General features: G+C 48.1%; 18 protein-coding genes. 12 read left to right on the top strand and 6 right to left on the bottom strand.

The genetic code is table 11. The features are described from left to right. Position 1 precedes the first annotated feature (1 nt). The 4 genes from E0E47_RS06900 to E0E47_RS06885 all read left to right on the top strand — a co-directional run bounded on the left by E0E47_RS06900 (position 2) and on the right by E0E47_RS06885 (position 5,518). The gene (locus tag E0E47_RS06900) at positions 2-1,201 is read left to right on the top strand and encodes a hypothetical protein (RefSeq protein WP_130893289.1); all 1,200 of its coding nucleotides are present in this window, start codon (positions 2-4) and stop codon (positions 1,199-1,201) included. Then, positions 1,191-1,748 carry a condensin complex protein MksE gene (locus tag E0E47_RS06895; protein ID WP_130893288.1) on the top strand — a complete coding sequence of 186 codons (558 nt, stop codon included), beginning with the start codon at positions 1,191-1,193 and terminating at the stop codon, positions 1,746-1,748. The genes E0E47_RS06900 and E0E47_RS06895 overlap by 11 nt, the downstream gene beginning before the upstream one ends. Continuing rightward, positions 1,732-3,999 carry an ATP-binding protein gene (locus tag E0E47_RS06890; protein WP_232038360.1) on the top strand — a complete coding sequence of 756 codons (2,268 nt, stop codon included), beginning with the start codon at positions 1,732-1,734 and terminating at the stop codon, positions 3,997-3,999. Before E0E47_RS06895 ends, E0E47_RS06890 begins: the two co-directional genes overlap by 17 nt. 223 nt (positions 4,000-4,222) lie before the next feature. Then, entirely contained in the window at positions 4,223-5,518 is a 1,296-nt protein-coding gene (locus E0E47_RS06885) for a site-specific integrase (RefSeq protein ID WP_008629218.1), read from the top strand. A gap of 93 nt (positions 5,519-5,611) precedes the next feature. Here the strand turns inward: E0E47_RS06885 and E0E47_RS06880 are convergent, their stop codons facing one another. Both E0E47_RS06880 and E0E47_RS06875 read right to left on the bottom strand, forming a co-directional pair. Next, positions 5,612-5,929, bottom strand: coding sequence for a helix-turn-helix domain-containing protein (locus E0E47_RS06880; RefSeq protein ID WP_005858007.1), 318 nt, complete (start codon positions 5,927-5,929; stop codon positions 5,612-5,614). A gap of 1 nt (position 5,930) precedes the next feature. Beyond that, positions 5,931-6,224: a helix-turn-helix domain-containing protein gene (locus tag E0E47_RS06875; RefSeq protein WP_008629224.1), complete on the bottom strand. Its 294-nt coding sequence runs from the start codon at positions 6,222-6,224 to the stop codon at positions 5,931-5,933. 279 nt (positions 6,225-6,503) lie between these two features. On the opposite strand from E0E47_RS06875, the gene E0E47_RS06865 reads away from it, so the two are divergent. After that, positions 6,504-7,460: a ComF family protein gene (locus tag E0E47_RS06865; protein WP_232038359.1), complete on the top strand. Its 957-nt coding sequence runs from the start codon at positions 6,504-6,506 to the stop codon at positions 7,458-7,460. On the opposite strand, the gene E0E47_RS06860 is transcribed toward E0E47_RS06865, so the two are convergent. From E0E47_RS06860 to E0E47_RS06845, 4 genes are all read right to left on the bottom strand, one after another. Then, positions 7,419-7,730: a hypothetical protein gene (locus tag E0E47_RS06860; protein ID WP_087944121.1), complete on the bottom strand. Its 312-nt coding sequence runs from the start codon at positions 7,728-7,730 to the stop codon at positions 7,419-7,421. The two genes, E0E47_RS06865 and E0E47_RS06860, sit on opposite strands and share 42 nt — an antisense overlap. A 23-nt stretch (positions 7,731-7,753) precedes the next feature. Further along, on the bottom strand, positions 7,754-8,344 hold the full coding sequence (locus E0E47_RS06855; protein ID WP_008629230.1) for a DUF4948 family protein: 591 nt from the start codon (positions 8,342-8,344) through the stop codon (positions 7,754-7,756). Between the two features lie 18 nt (positions 8,345-8,362). Continuing rightward, complete coding sequence (locus E0E47_RS06850) at positions 8,363-9,034, bottom strand: leucine-rich repeat domain-containing protein (RefSeq protein WP_008629231.1); 672 nt, start codon at positions 9,032-9,034, stop codon at positions 8,363-8,365. A 145-nt stretch (positions 9,035-9,179) separates the two neighbouring features. After that, on the bottom strand, positions 9,180-9,641 hold the full coding sequence (locus tag E0E47_RS06845) for a hypothetical protein (protein WP_232038358.1): 462 nt from the start codon (positions 9,639-9,641) through the stop codon (positions 9,180-9,182). 261 nt (positions 9,642-9,902) lie between these two features. On the opposite strand from E0E47_RS06845, the gene E0E47_RS06840 reads away from it, so the two are divergent. From E0E47_RS06840 to E0E47_RS06805, 7 genes are all read left to right on the top strand, one after another. After that, on the top strand, positions 9,903-10,877 hold the full coding sequence (locus tag E0E47_RS06840; RefSeq protein ID WP_008629234.1) for an ArdC family protein: 975 nt from the start codon (positions 9,903-9,905) through the stop codon (positions 10,875-10,877). Between the two features lie 70 nt (positions 10,878-10,947). Beyond that, positions 10,948-11,586 (top strand): hypothetical protein, encoded by a 639-nt coding sequence (locus tag E0E47_RS06835; RefSeq protein ID WP_008629235.1) that lies wholly within the window; start codon positions 10,948-10,950, stop codon positions 11,584-11,586. A 54-nt stretch (positions 11,587-11,640) separates the two neighbouring features. Next, a complete protein-coding gene (locus tag E0E47_RS06830) occupies positions 11,641-11,850 on the top strand; it encodes a hypothetical protein (protein ID WP_008629237.1) in 210 nt (69 codons plus the stop codon). Between the two features lie 11 nt (positions 11,851-11,861). Continuing rightward, positions 11,862-12,410, top strand: coding sequence for an SLOG family protein (locus E0E47_RS06825; RefSeq protein WP_008629239.1), 549 nt, complete (start codon positions 11,862-11,864; stop codon positions 12,408-12,410). Positions 12,411-12,559: 149 nt separating this feature from the next. Then, positions 12,560-14,272: a ParB/RepB/Spo0J family partition protein gene (locus E0E47_RS06820; RefSeq protein WP_008629240.1), complete on the top strand. Its 1,713-nt coding sequence runs from the start codon at positions 12,560-12,562 to the stop codon at positions 14,270-14,272. Between the two features lie 109 nt (positions 14,273-14,381). Continuing rightward, complete coding sequence (locus E0E47_RS06815) at positions 14,382-14,603, top strand: DUF7688 family protein (RefSeq protein ID WP_008629243.1); 222 nt, start codon at positions 14,382-14,384, stop codon at positions 14,601-14,603. A 377-nt stretch (positions 14,604-14,980) separates the two neighbouring features. Next, complete coding sequence (locus E0E47_RS06805; RefSeq protein ID WP_008629249.1) at positions 14,981-15,424, top strand: JAB domain-containing protein; 444 nt, start codon at positions 14,981-14,983, stop codon at positions 15,422-15,424. Positions 15,425-15,438: the final 14 nt, after the last annotated feature.

Raw genomic sequence — 15,438 nt, 5'->3', positions numbered from 1 at the left:
TATGGATGTCCTGACGCATTTTAGAAGTATAGAAGAATTGACCAAGACGCTCTCACATGAGCAAGGATTGCTAAGTGAGATGTTTGAAAAACGAAAACTTATGAAGTTTCCGGTTGGGCTTGCCATTGATCTTGTCGGAGGGAATGAAGCAAGGTTGAGGAAGCTGATAGAATATGGTGTACTGGTAGAAACTGGCAATATGGTTGAGATAGAGAGTGACTATTTGAACTTCTTCGAAGAAGTGCTGAATGTCAATGAGGAAATCAGTGTGTTGAGTGTGCAGGAATGTATCAACACATTGAAAGAGTATATAGGATATTTCCTACAAGAAACTAATATAAATCGTAAAACCGGATATCAGGATAGTGTGCGCCAGCTTTTAAAGAAGACCGGATTCAGGACTTTGAAGAATGTTGTTGATTTGAAGCGTAATATGGATAATGCATATAAGCAGGAGCCCAATTATATTATCAAAAAAAAGAAACTGGAGAACTTGGATGAGAAGAGTCGTAGCATTCGTTCTATGATACGTGAATGTGAAAAACTGATGGATAATGAGCATGCCTTTTTCATTATGGCCAATGATCCGCACATGGCCAAGACTTGTAGCGATGTGAAACATGATTTTGTAGAAGCCTATCATGCGTTAATGGAGATTGACAGACAAATAATTTCCTATATTAATCAGATTGACCAGCAGAATAAACTTTACAAAAAAATACGAAAACTGAAGTATCTGCAAGATCAGCTGCTTATCAAGGCTAACACGAATGTTATAAATGTGTTGGAGGAAAGAAATCCTCTTTGGATGGAATCACGTCAATACAACAAGATTCGTCTGTCTTTAGAAATGCTGAGGGAAAACGAACTGGTGGTAAAGATGCTTAGACGGATTGCCGAGCGTAATGGAATACAAAAAACACTAAGAACGGAAGCCGACCCGTTGACTGAAGAAGAACTGCAAAATCATGTCCGATTATTGAGGGATGTGGATTCTGCTGAAGTCTGGAATTCATTTTTGGCATCAAGCTATAATTTGTTTGAATTCATTTTGAGATATGACTATAAGGTAAAACGTAATATTGAAGAACACGTTACACTTTTCTGTCAGTTGGTCATCCTGCATCCGGATGAATGCCGAATGACTGGAAAATATGCAATTTATCAAAACATTGAATATCCTATAATTTATGCGAAATAATACTCGAAGAATATACGATAAGTTAAGCCGGGGAGAATTCCTTTCGGTGGATAGTTCAGACGCTTCTGTACGTCATCTGTATGAGGATGTCGAAGAAAATCTGGAAGATTATACGGAATATTTCAAGGAAATTGGTCTGCAAATGGAATCTGGTAATGGTTACTTCTATTTTTCAAGAATGGGAGAGGCTAAACAGACTATAGAACAGAAATTGGATAGCTTTTCAAAATGGCTTGACTATCTGGATTTTCTCAAATGCTATAATCCGTCATTTACCGCTGGTTATCAGTTCCGAAAAAGCCATTTAATAGAACAAATCAGCCTGGATATTGAGTTGAAGGAAAAGGCACACCATCTGTTCAAAAAATACGGGGTTGGATCAAATGGTGAAATAGTAAGCAAGCTGTTACAGGAAATGCAGAATATGGGCTTTGCAGAATGTATCAGTGAACTTGAGGAAACATATAAGGTTACTTCAGCATTCCGTTATGCCGAAGAATTAGTTGATATAATTCAAATAGCAAATGAAGATGAAATACCTGAATAAGATAATTTTTATCAATAGTGCTAATATCCCTTATGCAGAGATATCTGTAGATGGAAATGTGCATTTTACAGGAACCCAAGGGGTTGGTAAAAGTACTGTATTGAGAGCATTGCTGTTTTTCTACAATGCGGATAAGCATCGTTTAGGTATTCAGCAGGGACAGAAATCGTTTGATGATTTCTATTTCAGTCAGTCAAACTCTTATATACTTTATGAGGTGATGCGTGATAATGGGGCTTATACGATAGTTGTATGCAGGTATCAGGGGCGTGCTTCATGGAGGTTTGTTGATGCTCCTTATCAGCGTGAATGGTTAATTGATGGCAGTAACCACGTATTGAGTGATTGGGTAAAGATTCGAGAACGTATAGACAAAAATGTAGCTGTTTCTGCCAGGATAGAATCCGGTGTTATGTTTAAGGATATAATTTTCGGTAATACCCATGACCATAAATATACACGTTATGCGCTGATTCAGAGTCCACATTATCAGAATATTCCACGAAGTATTCAAAATGTTTTTCTGAATACAAAGCTTGATGCAGATTTTGTAAAGGATACTATCATACAATCCATGACAGATGAAGATTTACCGATTGATTTACAGTCCTACAGACGACTTGTTACAGATTTTGAGCGAGAGTATGACGAGATAGACTGTTGGTTCCGACAATCACGTGATGGTAGTTATCCAGTTCGGCAGCAGGCATTGAAAATAGCTGAACAGGGGCGTACAATCGTTGCACTTGACCAGCAGCTGGCAGATATATGGTATATGCTCAATTATGCTGTGGCTTATAGTGAGGAACACATTCCTCTTTGGGAAGCTAAAGCTGTTGAAGTTGGGACTGAAATAGATAAAGAGCATAACCGTGAAAAAGAACTCACATCAGAATATGAAAAAGAAAAGGACTCTCTAAATCAAGATCTTGGTGCCAAGAAGGGTAAACTAAAGGATATAACACAAGCCAGAAAAGAATTTGAGGCTATAGGTATAGATGAAAAACTGATTCTCGCCAGCCGTGAATCTGCTATCAGACAGGAAGTTACTGAAAAACAAACCCTATTGGATGATTTATTGAAAACTCATGCATCTATAGAAGAAAAGTACAACATCGCAAGGGATAAATTGGAAAATTCACGTCAGACGTTCGAGAACATTCAGAAAGAGGCGTATTATCATAAGCAAGACGAACTTCAGATAAAGCGTAAGAATCTGGAAGAAGAACGTACCAAAAGCAGGAATCAGATTATGGATGCTTTCAATAGCTGGCGACATGATTCGGATGAACGTTTGCAAATTCTGCTGTTTGAACAAAACAGGGCTGATAATGCACTGAAGGAACTTCGTCAGTGGCATCCAATGGCTGATGAAATAAAGCAGGTGGATGGTGAACTGCAGCAATTGAATTTTACGGAGAAGGAGAATACAGTCCAGCAGGCAGCGGTAAAAAGTCAGATAGATCGGATTACTGCCGAGTATGGGATGAAAGAAACGGAAGTAAAACAGGAATCGCAGCGTGAGCAGGAACATCTTGAAACTGAGCGTACAATCCTTCGTGAACAGATTGCGAAGATTGATGATATATTGGCTCGTTTAGACGGTTCTCTGTATAGGTGGCTTTGTGAAAATTCGGAAGGCTGGGAGAACACTATAGGCAAAGTCGTTGACGAAGAAAGAATTCTATATGCTCAAGGACTTGAACCTCAGTTGGAAACAAAATCCAATGGACTGTTTGGTATAAGATTGAACTTGGAAAATATTGCTTCTGTACACCGTACGCCTGACGACTATAGATTGGAGAAGAACAGCCTGGAGGATCAGGTGAAGCAGATTAACCGTAGGCTCGAACAGTTACCAGTTGCCCTTCAGGAAGAAATTACTAAACTTGGTAAGAAATATGCCGCTCATTTAAATCCGCTTCGTCAGAAAATGACATCGTTGAAGGTTGAAGAAAGACAGATTCCTGTCAAACGTCAAAACCTACAAACCCGAAGGCATAAGTTTCAGATGGAGGAGCAAGAGTTGATTAATCAAGAAAAAGATATTCGCGAACGTTCCTTTAATGAAGTTGTATTGCAAGTGAATTCTGAGAAGGAAACTCGTAATAAGAATGACATAAAGATTAAAAAAGACCTTAAGGAACTTGATTCATCGTTTAATAAGGCAGCAAAAATTCTCGAAGATGAATTACGCTTTTTTTTTGAAAAAATCGGCATAAGGCGCAAAGAAAAGCAAAGTTCTACATAAATAAATGCAGGTCAGCATCTTGTATGCAGAGCGGGTTGAAGCAGGCTTCGGCATAAAAAGCCTGAAAACACCCCTTTCGGACAAAGTTCGGCTACTAAACAGCTACCGGTTCCGAAAGGGAGTATATACGGCATAATGAGTTCTGTTTCATTGCTTTGCCTTGTTTTGCATAGCTCTTGGTAAGAAATAAGTAACTACCTTTAGAAACGAAAATTTTAGAGTTATGGAAACAAAGAGAAGTACGTTTGCGACCTCGTTCTACATCAAGAGATCCGCAGTGAGAAACCGGGACGGGAAAGCCCCCATCATGGTGAAAATCTCCGTTGACGGGGATGACAAGGCGGTGGGAACCAAGCTGTTTGTCACTCCCGACCTCTGGGAGAACGGCAAGGCGAAAGGCAAGTCCGCCGAGGCAAACGAGATAAACGGGCAACTGAAGGAGGTCTCCGCCCGGCTCACCAACCACTACCACCGCATCCTCCGGGAAGAGGATTTCGTCACCGCCGAGAAATTGCGCAACGCCTTCCTCGGTGTCGGCGTGATGGAGAACTGCATCCTCAAAGATTTCGGGAACATGAACCGGGAATTTGAGGCGATGGTGGAGAAAGGGCAGCGAGCCAAGTCCACCTACAACAAGTATCTGGCTGTTTACAACCATTTCAAGACCTTCCTTTGGGAGAAGAAGAAGCGCACCGACATGGCTTACAAGGAACTGACCAAGGAGATCATCACCGATTTCGACAAGTACCTGCGGGTAGAGAAAGGGCTGAGTGCCAACACCCTCTGGATATACACCATGCCCCTGCTCAGCCTGACCGACAAGGCGTGGCGGCGTGGAATCGTCCGCACCGACCCCTTCGGAGAGTACAGCCTTGAGATGCAGGAGACCGACCGGGGCTATCTCACGGAAGAGGAGCTGCGCACCTTGGCTAATGCCGTGTTCGTCAAGAAACAGACCAACCTTGTGCGGGATATGTTCCTCTTCGGGTGTTTCACCGGGCTTAGCTACATTGACATAAAGACGCTCACCCATGACAAGATACAGCGCATGGACTTCGACGGCGAGGAATGGATCATCACCCGACGCACCAAGACCCGTGTATCGAGCAACGTTCCCCTCATGGAGATTGCCAAGGAGCTGATAGAGAGGTACAGGGGGCTTGCCGGGGGCGACCTTGTCTTCCCCATACCCAGCAACAGCGTGTGCAACACCCACCTCAAACAGATAGCCAAAGCCTGCGGCATCCACAAGGAGATCGGCTTCCACCTGAGCCGCCACACCTTCGCCACGACCGTCTATCTCTGCAACGGCGGCACCATCGAGGCGCTCTCCAAGATACTCGGACACAAGCACATTTCCACCACCCAGATCTACGCCGAGGTGACCAACAGGATGGTAAGCTCCGATTTCCGGGCAATCTCCGGCAACCTCGCCGCCATGCAGCGGAGCGTGCTGGAGAAGAAGGACAGGAAACAGGACGGGAAGCGGGTGCGCCGCTCCCTCCGGGAAACGGCTTGACGCCTTTCCCCGGTGCAGAATGCGGCAAAGGCAGGAACTTCCGATACGGTGTCCCTGCCTTTGCTGCATTTCCCGATGCACACCCCCGTGCGTTTATGTTGGACTTTTCCCCCGTTTGCGCTTTGGGCGCATGTCCACGTAGTTCTCCTCCAGCATACGCAGCAGATCCGACTGGCGGTAGAGCGTCTTGCCCGGCAGCGATATGTACGGGATCAGCCGTTGCGTGCGGTAGTCCTGCAACGTTCTCGGCGTGATGTGCAGCAGCCTGCACACGTCCTCGCCCGTGAGATAGACCTCGCCGTTCATCGCCGGGCGGAAGTGCGCCGTTACCGTGTCGAGGTACCTCATGCCTTCCTCCAGTGCCTCGAAGTATGCCCGTACCTCTTCCGTGTCCCTTGTGATCACTTCCATCTCACTCGTCCTCCGTCATTTCCCGGCTCATGGCTTCCACGAACGCCTCCACGTCCTCCGTCCGGTAGTAAATCTTGTGGTTGATCTGGCTGTACGGCAGCAGCCCCCGGTCACGGTAGGTCTGCAATGTCCGCTTGCTGATGCCCAGTTTCTCGCACACGTCCGCCCCGTCCATCCAGTTCATCTTTTCGGGCGGGCGGTAGCGGGCGCAAAGCTCCCTCACGTGCTGCGAGAAGCTGCCGAACCGTTCCTTCATCTCCTCGAAGGTCTTTCTCTCGATGCTTACTATTTCCATTGTCCCAATACGTTTTTATTGTTATACTTCCCTGCAAATATACCGGTCTGTATATGTCCGTGTATCAAAACCGTATCGCTTGTCCTCGTTTTGCTTCACGCTTGTAGCCTTGTCACGTTCCGGGCGGTGAAAAGTAGGGAGAAGCTCTACATATCCGCACGCCCTTCCGCATATTTTCCGCCCTTTCCGCTTGCCGTGTGCCGGACATTTCGCATATTTGTAACCGACCAAACATCATTACTATGGACGAGGCTGTCTTTATCGCACAATATACCTTCCTTGCCACTCCTGCGGTCATCGAGGAGGAGAGCCGCATCTTGGGCAAGATCGCACGCCGCCTGCGCTGCGAGTACGTCATCCGTTTCGAGGACGACGGCAAGTTCTATTTCCTGCTGGAGACCCGTTCCGGCTACCGAGGAGCATTTCGCCCGGTGCGGCTGGTACATCGTCAGCCAGACCGACTTCAACAGCCGCCTGACCATCGGCATGGGCTTGTACGAGAGCGGGAACTTGGCGGGATTCATGTACAGGCTCGATTCCGGCAGCGAGGACGAGGCACGTTTCTGGAACAATATCCTTGTATTCACTTTCTTCAACGGATTCCGCAAGGCGTTCTTTCCGCTCGACAACCGCTTTCAGGGTTTCTTCCGCTTGGACGGCAGCTTGTGTTTATACCTTTATGACTACTGCCCCGTCCGCCGGAACGACAAGATCACCTTCGAGGGGAAGAAGGTGTCGAACGCCGTTTGGCGTTTCAAGAGCGGCGAGCAGACCGACCTTTTCGTCAAGCTCTTCTCCATCGCCGCCAGCCACATCCGGGCGATTCAGGAGAACAGGCACCGTGCCGTGCTGGTTCCCGTCCCGGCATCCACACGGGAGAAGCACCGCACCCGGTACGAGGCGTTCTGCCGCAAGCTCTCGGCGGACATGGGAATAGCCGACGGGTACGGGGCGATAACCGTCGCTTATGACCGGGCGCAATTCAAGGGCACGCACGGGAACGGAGACCGCACCGCCAATCTGGAGTTCCACCCCGAACGGTTCAGGGGGAAGTGCGTCTTGCTCGTGGACGACGTGCTTACTACCGGGGCTACTTTCATAGCGCTGCGGCGCAAGCTGATAGCGCATGGGGCGAAGTTCGTCATCGGCATGTTCCTTGCCAAGACCATCGCTTTCGAGGACGAGCGGAAGGATCTATCCATAAATGACTATACAAATCCAACAACATCGGAGTAGTGTCAGTACAAAATGTACCAGCAGTATTTTTCCGCTATACTTGAAACGATAGCAGGCAGATGCGACAAAGCCGATGGCACTCCAACCAATCGCCACCCAGCCCGTAAGGATATAGTTTTCGGAAGATTCATAGCTCCAACTTAATCCTTCACAACCTATCGGGTAAAGTTCCGGATGCTTTGAGAATTGTATAGAATCAGCGACAGCCACCCACAGCAACAGCAGATAGCATAACCCCCATAATATCCTTAATGCCAATCTTAATTTCATCTTGTTTGGTTCATCATTTCAGGTTATCGTGAATGGTCTAACTTGATGTACCAGCCTTCCTTGACGGGCTTGTACAGCGTGGTGTCGTTGTATGTCCTTCGGTAAATCTCGTTCAGGTCGCCGTGTTCGGTGATACGGATATTCCGGCGGCTTCTCAATCCGGGATCATAAACGAAACTCTTGGATGTTCCTGCGTCCACGATGCCGTGGGAATAGTACGGCATAACGAGGCTCACATATACCGAATCCGCCGTTTCCCATTCCCTGCGGTCAACAAGGACAAGACCGCATCCAATCTCTGACAACAAGGAATCGAGCTGTATTCGGTCTGGCTTCAGCAGCCCATATACCGGGAGGTCTTCTTCGTCATTCGTTTCATGGGATGTATCGCTTTGCTCTGTTGAATCAAGTATAATGACCTCTTCCGGATAAAGTGGCGGGTAGTGGAAACTGCCTTCTGAACTCTCTGCCATGATTTCGTACACCTTGCGGAACGCCGCCTCGTGCGTGGCAAAGTGGCGTATCATTTCCTCGTCGCTCGGCGGCATAGGCGGCTTTCCGCAACTTGCGGCAAACAGGCTTGCTAAAAGCAGGATTGTGATGGGTATTTTCATTTTTGCTCCCAATGTTTTTCAAATTACTGATATATATCTGACAGCAATGCCTTTGAGTTCTTCTACATTGACTTTTCGGCATGTTTCTAAATTCAATCTCTCTAAATTATACAAATTTGCGATTGTTGGTTTTAGGTTTGTGAGAGCCGTACACCTTTGTAGAAAAAGAGTTTTTAGATTGACACACTTTTCCAAACCTTCGATCGAAGTAAATGAACCTCCGATAATACGCAAATACTGTAAACTAATGGTCTTTTCTAAAAATGAAAGGTTATCTGTCCTAACTTTACTTAGCTGAAGCCAATTTAATTGATGCAGCATTTCCCAACCACTGATTTTTGCATCATAACTGATATTGACTTTCTCTAATACTGGAAAAAGAGATAAATCCAAGTCAAAATTATTATCTACTCCCCAACGGAAATCTTTCAGTTTTGAAAGATGATATAATCCAGTAATGTTCGACCTTTTAGAAAGAGAAACGATCCAATGAAATGTTTGTATAAAATCCCGCCTATTTAGAAAATCAAAGTTTACAACTCTTTTTATATCATTCTTTTCAGAGCGGACTAAAACATCTTTGATATTATGTCTTTGGGCATAATCAAGACCTTCTTCTAAAGAATCAAAATCTATCGTTATGCCTTTAAAATAAGAAAACTCACTATAATCTACTTTGTATTTTTCCATAAATGCAATTCTTTTCAAAAATAGGTAGTGATTTGCTTTTTCGCTGTAATCTTCGCTTCAAGCCTTGATATGCAGCTATTTTTTCCGTTCAATTACAAATATATATCATAAGGACGAAACTTCGGAATATTCGGTCTTCCTTTTTTCAAGGTATGCTTAAAAGCAGTTTTTGCGGATGGTTGTTTGGGCGTTCCCCTTCGGGTCGGGCTTTCCGTTGCAAGTCCTCGCTATGCTGTGGGCTTTTCCCTGCAATCCCTAACGTGGGTGAAAGGGCTTTCACTGTCTTGCGCTTAAACCTTGGGCACGGGCTGTCCCGTCCCGGCGTCCGTTTCCGACCATTTCGGCAGGCTGCATGGCCGAAGCCGGACATCGGGCGGAAGGACAAACGGAACACATCCGTCCGTGCCGTCACACGGGGCTTCGGCTGTTCGCCGAAACTTCCCGTGCCCCGTCCCGCCCGAAAGAGTTCCCCGGTGTTTGTCCGGCAGCCGGAAGCTGACCGTGCTCCCATATACTTCTCCCGTCCGTATCTCCTTGCCTTGGGAAACGGGCGTTCCCGGCTCTCCGGAAGACTTCTTCTTCCCGCACCCGGCAAGTAACTTACCATTGACTGGAATGACTGACAGGGCATTTTTTCCCTAAGCTGATTGGGAAAACATTGACGAAGGTAGGCGGAGGTGAAAGCAAATCCGTAAAAAATGCCAAATCTCCACCCTGCGGGTAGTATTTACCATTTTTTCAGATGGTTGCAATTCACCTTTTCCGCTATCAATGATGGTCAATGTTCTTCCCAATCAGCCAAGGGAAAAAAATTGGTTGGGGCGACAAGCGATGAAAACAGAGTAATAACGATTAAAATTTGTGAGTTATGGCAACAACGAACAGCACCATCGAAAAGATTGCACCGATGTTCACCGATTTGTTAATCAAGAAAATCGAGTGCTTGAAAACGGATTGGCAAAAGCCGTGGATAGCGAGCCTTGAACAAGGTTTGCCCCGCAACATCAGAGGGACGCTCTATAACGGCGGAAATGTCTTGATGTTATTGTTCTACACCGAGTTCATGAAATTCACTTTGCCCGTGTTCCTCACGTTCAACCAAGCGAAGGAAGAGGATTTAAGTGTTTGCAAGGGCGCACGCTCGTTTCCCGTCTATTATTGGTTTAAGTTCGTGGTACACAAGGAGACGAAAAAGACAATCAAGTACGAGGAATACCGCAAGCTGACCGCAACCGAACAGGAAAATTACAAGGTCATCCCGCAGATGAAGTATTACAATGTCTTCAACATCGACCAGACCGATTTTGCAGGGAAATACCCCGAACGCTACGAGCGCATGAAAAAGGGAGAGCAGCCCGAAGACTATTCGGACGGGATGATTTACGAGGCGTTGGACGAGCTTGTCTGTCTGCAAAATTGGTATTGCCCCATCAAGGTGCAGTATTCGGACAGTGCCTACTATTCGCCCTCTTCCGACCATATCGTTTGCCCGCAGCGTGAGCAGTTCCCGCAGGGAGCGGAATATTACGGCACGCTTCTGCACGAGATGGCGCACAGCACGGGAAGCCCCCAACGGCTGAACCGCACGTTCGGCAGCTTCTTCGGGGATGCGCTCTACGCCCGTGAGGAACTTGTCGCCGAACTTACCGCCGCCCTTTGCGGTGCGTTCTTCGGCTACGCAGCCGCACCGCAGGAGAACAACGCCGCCTATCTGAAACACTGGCTCACCAAGCTAAAGGAAGAACCCGCCTTTTTGGTGGAGATATTGGGGGACGTGAACAAGGCGGCGAAGATGATTGCCGACAAGGTGACCGAACCGGTAAACGAACCCGCAGCAGCCTAAGCGAAACAACAAAGGAACAAGAGTATCAACCAACGGGCGGAGCAGTCCGCCCCACTAAAGACATAAGACGATGAAAACATTATCGGAAAAGGAATTTAACGGGTTAAACATAAAAGTTATGTTTACCGAGAAGGTGGAACAGGCAAAAAAAGAGCTGTCTCCACTCATGCAGGAGATAAGGAAGTACATGCCCCAAGCGGAATACGGCTACCACGTGGTAAGCGGTGAATACCCCGCATTTTACGGCGTGCGCATAGAGTTCACGTACAACGGCATCCGTTTTCATGTGTACAAGATAAACAAAGAGAACAAATACAAGATAGCCGCCGACATGGAACACTTTGAATATGTCAACCGCTACGACATCGAAAGGGCGGGCAGCCAATACGAAAAGCCGTGCAATATTGGCGTGTTCACCGCCAAGAAAATAAACGATTGGATAAACTACTGCACGCAGATATACAGGCAGGTGGAGCAGGAAAATGCGGAGAACGCCCGAAAGGTAGCCGACTTCTTGAAAAGTATCGAGAACGAACCCGTAAGCTGGGAACGTAGAAACTATGCGAAAGGGACGATAACCCGCAACGGCTTGCGCTTCACTTTCTACATAGAGAAAGGACACCTCTCCTTTGAACTGTCCCTAAGTTATCGGGGAACGGCTGATTACGACACGTTCCGGCTGTTGGCTGATAACCGCTATATCCCGTAAGGGAACTGTTAAAGAACCACGGGCGGAGCAATCCGCCCGACAATACCCAAGAACATGAAAACGGCATTTGTTTACAAACTGATATACCGCCTAATCCTTTGGGCTTCGGCGGCTTATTTCCTTACCACCGCCGCAGGGCAGCTTTTCGCCTTGTTGCTTGTCGTGGCTCTGTTTTACTTCGTGGCACGGCTTGTTTTCGCCCTTGCGTGGCGGCTGTTTGTCGGCTTCGTGTTCGTACTGATAATCATTCTTTTAATATTCTAATATTTACCGATATGGAAACAAGGACATGGACAGAAAACGGAACACCCGTTACCAAAGAAAAGACGGTAGCCTTTTCGGGACACCGCACCAACCGTATAGCCAAGTTCACGGCAGACCGTGAGAAACTCTTCAGGGAGGTGGCGTTCGACACGTTCGCAGCCATCGAAAGTTATTGTATCAAAAAAGGCTACGACACCTTTTTGTCGGGAATGTGCGAGGGCTTCGACCTTATCGCAGCAGAGGAAGTATTGAACCTCAAAAAGAGATACCCGCATATCCGTCTGAAATGCGTTGTCCCCTTCAAGGGACAAGCCGAACGGTACACCCAAGCCGACAAGCAGCGTTACGACACCATTTTGGCGCAAGCCGATGAAGTGGTAACCTTGCAGGACGGATATACCGAGGGCTGTTTCCTGCGCCGTAACGACTACCTTTTGGAAAACTCCGCTTTTCTGATGGTCTATTACGATGCGGTAGCCATAGGCGGCACGTTCTACACCCTCAAACGGGCAGTAGAGCAGAAAAAGAAGTTCGCGAACGTATGCTATAACCGCAGGTAGCCCGCAAGGGCGGATTTTCCGCCCGCTACTTTCTTTCGTGAGCCGGAGCGGGGAAAGAAAGATAGCAAAGAAACCGATTTCCCGAACGGAACGGTTTGTCAAAAATCAAAAAGAACAACTATAAACAATCAACTTAAAAATAACAGATTATGAAGACAAAAGCAAATCAATCAGCAGCAGAGAAAAACATCACGATGGTAGCATTGGCAGACATTCAGCCGAGCGGTTTCAACCCACGCAAACACTTCGATGAAGCAGCCCTTTACGAACTTGCCGAGAGCATCAAACGGCAGGGCGTGTTGCAGCCCATCACCGTGCGCCCCGTTGACGGGACAGACCGTTACGGGATTGTTTTCGGGGAACGCCGTTACCGTGCGTCCGTCATTGCGGGCAGGGACGAAATTCCCGCAATCGTAACCAAGTTGTCGGACGAGGAAGCCGAGGAAATGGCGATTACCGAGAACTTGCAGCGCAAGGACGTGACACCCGTGGAGGAAGCCGCAGCCTATCAACGGCTTATCGAGAGCGGACGCCATACCGTGCAGACCTTGGCGCAACTCTTCGGAAAGAACGAGAACTACATCCGCACACGGCTGAAATTCACCGCCCTTATCCCCGAAATCGCCGCCCTTTTGGAAGCGGACGAGCTGACCATCAGCGTGGCGGCTGAAATCTGCCGATACGGGGAGGACATTCAGCGTGAGGTGTACGAGAAGCATTTGCAGGACGAGGGAACGTACAACAGTTGGCGGGGACTGAAAGCCGCCGATGTCGCAAGGCGCATCGAGCAGAACTTCACCACCGACCTGCAATACTACCGCTTCGACAAGACCGAGTGCGCTACGTGCGCACACAACACCAACAACCTGCTGCTGTTCCGTGATGGCGGGTGCGGGCATTGCGCCAACCGCACGTGCCTTGCCGAAATGAACGCATCCTACCTCATGGAGCGGGCTGTGCAAATCATGCAGACCCAGCCGGGCGTGTCGCTCTGCCGTGACCGCTACTGCACCAACGAAACGGTGGCAGAACGGCTAATCGCTTCGGGCTACGAGGTGGAGACCCTTGACAGGTACACCGCCTTTCCAAGCTGCCCGAAAGAACCCAAAGCCGAAAATTTCAACGACCCCGAACGCTACGGGGAAGCCCGCACCCGCTACGAGCAGCAATGGGCGGACTACATGGAGCAGGAGGAGGAAATCACCCGCAGGAGCGAAGCGGGGGAAATCACCGTCTATGCCAAAATCGGGCAGAAGGAGATTGACTTCTGCTATGTGGAGAACGTGACCGAAGCGCAGACAGCGGACGGAAAGCCCGCATCCGCACCGCTCTCACCCGTGGAGAAATTGGAGAAGCAGGACGAGCGCAACAAGGAAATCGCACTCGAACGCACGGTGGAGGACACCAAGAAACAAATCCTCGAAGCCGACATCACGGGCGGCAAGTTCAGTGCGGACGAAGATACCATGTTGTACTTCTTCCTTCTCTCTTCACTCCGTAAGGAACACTTCGCAGCCGTGGGGATTACGGAAGACAAGCAGTATATCACGGACGAGGACAAGATGGGGATTATCGGCAACCTCACCGTGAGGATGAAGACCATCATCCGCAGGGACTTCCTTGTAGCCAATTTCAAGGGAGCATACGGCAACAACACCGTGGCGACCCTCTTGCTTGACTTCGCACGCAGGCACATGCCGGAGGAACTCGCCAACATCGAAAGGGAGTACAACGGGGTGTACGAGAAGCGACACCAGCGCATCGAGGAAAAGAAAGCCGTCCTCTTGGTGCAGGAACGGGCAAGGGAGCGCAAGGTAACGCAACCCGAAGAAGAACCGCAAACCGAAGAGATTGCAGCCTAAGGACAAAGGGCAGGGCGGAGAAATCCGCCCGCTACTTTCTTTCGTGAGCCGTAGCGAAAAAGAAAGATAGCAAAGAAACCGATTTTTCAACTTTTAAATTTTGATAACAATGAAGCAGGAAATCAGACAGAACGGGAAAACCGTCCTTTACAGCGAGGACGGTTGCAGCATCCCCATGATATTCAACAACCTTGTCGGGAAGAACCTCAAAGGCAGGGAGTATTCGGACTATATCGCTCTCGTAGCCATTCCCGACATGGGATTTACCTACGGGAAGATAGCGTATTATTCGGACGGGAATTTAATCGCAACGGGGGAAATCAAGCCATAACATTCCCCTCTATGTTTCATCGCCGCAGGTCCGGGACGGGTAGCGATCCGCCCGGACTTCTATTTTTACCCACCCGTGGGAAAGGATTGACCCGGCATTTCGGACGCACTTCTTTTTCTTTCGGTGAGCCGGATGCGGACAAAGACAAAGAAGCAAAAAGAAACCCCTTGACCCACCGGATTTTTAGCCAAGCTCCACACTCATTTTTTTAGCAAATCTACGGGAAAAAACGGACAAGTAGCAAGGCTGAACCTGACGGTTTTGCGCACAATCTCCACACCTTCGGGTCGTATTCCACGCAAAAGCCTTGCATGAAGTCCGCTCTTTCCCCGTGCCCCAAAGCAAAAAATAAATGTTTCACTTTTAATTTTTGCATTATGAATACACTGTCTTTTCCTCAAATCACCGTAAGTTACAAGGACGCTGACGCATCCAAGAGAGTTAAAATCCACTCTTCCAAGGAGTCTTACGACATCCTCAAGACCTTCTACGAGAACTGTATGCAGCACCACGAGGAGTGCTGGGCGATGTATCTGAACCGGGCAGGCAAGCTGCTGGGCGTTTCGTGCATCTCACGCAGCGGGATAGACTGTACGGTCGTGGACATACGCATCGTCCTTCAGACGGCTCTCGTTTCCCATGCTTCGGGAATCATCCTCTCGCACAACCACCCGTCCGGCTCGACGGTGGCAAGCACACAGGACAACAACCTGACCAGCCAGTTGAAGAAAGGCTGCGAGGCAATCGGCATCCGCCTTTTGGACCACATCATACTGACCGAGGACACCTACCTCAGCTACACCGACGAGGGGATGCTTTAAGCACCCCCTTTTTT

Source organism: Paraprevotella xylaniphila YIT 11841 (assembly GCF_900683745.1).
GTDB lineage: Bacteria > Bacteroidota > Bacteroidia > Bacteroidales > Bacteroidaceae > Paraprevotella > Paraprevotella xylaniphila.
The sequence above is the reverse complement of the archived record's forward strand: the minus strand, read 5'-3'. Positions and strand labels throughout refer to the sequence as shown.